Here is a 2,291-nt window from a genome sequence, read left to right on the forward strand (position 1 = left end):
TTTCTATTCTCCCATGCCGGCCCCCCTTTGGCAATCGTCCCGGATCCGATTCTCCCTCTTGCACGATTTTGGCCGGTAAACTTCGTCAGATCCGTGATTTGCAGGATTTTCTGCATACGGAAATACGGTAAAAATCCCCGCGGGGCCCGTGCTCCGCGGGGAAGATTTTTTCTCTAATTCTGCGAGAACTCAGCCAGTTCCAGTCCCTCGTTCCGGTCCAGAGTCATCCGGATCGACCACTCATTGACCCAGAGCAGGAGGGGTCTTCCCTTGAGATCCGTGACCTTCTTCATATCGGAAGTGCCCACGATGGAATCCACATCCACCGGATCATTGCTAATCCAGCGAATATACTCATAGGGAAGGCTCTCCATTTTGATCTCCACGTTGTACTCGCTGTTCAAGCGGAACTTTAAGACGTCGAACTGAAGGACTCCGACGACGCCCACAATGATCTCCTCCATACCGGTATTGTACTCTCGGAAGATCTGGATCGCCCCCTCCTGGGCAATCTGATTGATGCCCTTCATGAACTGCTTTCTCTTCATGGTATCCACCTGGGAGACGCGGGCGAAATGCTCCGGCGCAAAGGTGGGGATCCCGTGGAAGCGAAACTGCTTTTTGCCGGTTAAGATCGTATCTCCGATGGAGAAAATCCCCGGATCGAAGACCCCGATGATATCGCCCGCATAGGCCTCTTCGACGATATGCCGGTCATCCGCCATCATCTGCTGGGGCTGAGAGAGGCGGATATTCTTGTTCTCCTGGACGTGGAAGACCTCCATGCCTGCTGTGAACTTGCCGGAGGTAATCCGCATGAAGGCGATGCGGTCCCTGTGGCGGGCATTCATATTGGCCTGAATCTTGAAACAGAAGGCCGAGAAGTCCTCTGAGAAGGGGTCCACAAGGCCCTGGTCCGACTCCCTGGGCAGGGGAGAGGAGGTCATATCGAGGAAGTGCTTGAGGAAGGTCTCCACTCCGAAATTGGTCAGGGCAGACCCGAAGAATACGGGGGATAACTGCCCGGCGTCTACCTTGTCCCGGTCGAAAGCCGCTGCCGCCCCATCCAGGAGCTCGATCTCCTCCTCCAGGGTCGTCAGGGCATCCTCTCCGATGGCCGCCCGCAGGTCCTTGTCTTTGATGTCATACTCCTCCTCGTTCCCCTCCTTGGTTCCCTTCATGGTATCGGCAAAGGTCAGGACCCGATTGGTATTGCGGTCGAAGACCCCCTTGAAAGCCTTGCCCGATCCGATGGGCCAGTTGATGGGACAAGTGGCGATCCCCAGCTCATTTTCAATGTCATCCAGGAGCTCAAAGCTGTCCATCGCATCCCGATCCATCTTGTTAATAAAGGTGAAGATGGGAATATGGCGCATGACGCAGACCTTGAAGAGCTTCCTGGTCTGGGCCTCAACTCCCTTTGATCCATCGATGACCATCACTGCGGAATCCGCCGCCATAAGCGTCCGATAGGTGTCCTCTGAGAAGTCCTGGTGACCCGGCGTGTCCAGAATGTTGATGCAGCGGCCCCCGTAGTTGAACTGGAGAACCGAGGAGGTGACCGAAATACCACGCTGCTTCTCGATTTCCATCCAGTCAGAAACCGCGTGCCGGGCGGTCGCCTTTCCTTTAACAGAGCCAGCCGTATTGATCGCGCCCCCGTAGAGCAGGAATTTCTCTGTCAGGGTTGTCTTTCCGGCATCCGGGTGGGAGATAATGGCAAATGTTCTTCTCTTCTCGATTTCTTCTCTCAACTTAGACAAGATGCACCTCTTATAACCTGCCGAGCTCACTCGGCGCTTCCATCGAATTCTTCCCGCGGCTTGGGGACCTGCTGCCCCGGTTCTGCCGGGCACTTTCGTCCGCAGGGGGCAGGAAAAGCCCCCGAGGATATCCTCGGGGGCTGATCGTTCACTGATTAGTTGAACTTGCGCTTACGTGCAGCCTCAGATTTCTTCTTGCGGCGAACGCTGGGCTTCTCGTAGTGCTCACGCTTGCGGATCTCCTGCTGGATACCAGCCTTAGCTACGCTGCGCTTAAAGCGACGCAGTGCGCTATCAAGAGACTCATTCTCTTTGACGATAATGCTTGACATACTCTTCTCGACCTCCCTCCAGTCGTGGATTTGTGTTTTGAATCCGCGAAACTGCATATTCACGGGAAGTCGCAACACCAATGTGTATTATACTTGCCCGACCTCTTTCTTGTCAAACACAAGCAGAAACCCTTCTATAATATCGGTTACATTTATTCGTTATTTTTCAGAGCCTCTGAAATTGGAATTCTTTTAA

2 protein-coding genes are annotated in these 2,291 nt (G+C 54.0%); both read right to left on the reverse strand.

The genetic code is table 11. The features are described 5' to 3' along the window. Positions 1-173 precede the first annotated feature (173 nt). Complete coding sequence (locus tag ACO5R6_RS07570; protein ID WP_485626569.1) at positions 174-1,763, reverse strand: peptide chain release factor 3; 1,590 nt, start codon at positions 1,761-1,763, stop codon at positions 174-176. Positions 1,764-1,918: 155 nt separating this feature from the next. Further along, complete coding sequence (gene rpsU, locus ACO5R6_RS07575) at positions 1,919-2,095, reverse strand: 30S ribosomal protein S21 (RefSeq protein ID WP_044961232.1); 177 nt, start codon at positions 2,093-2,095, stop codon at positions 1,919-1,921. Between the last annotated feature and the right edge of the window lie 196 nt (positions 2,096-2,291).

It is taken from the genome of Shuttleworthella sp. (assembly GCF_057251025.1).

What these genes read in the sequence shown, in the direction of transcription:
- rpsU (WP_044961232.1), bottom strand. Translation starts at nt 2,095, where the DNA reads ATGTCAAGCATTATCGTCAAAGAGAATGAGTCTCTTGATAGCGCACTG.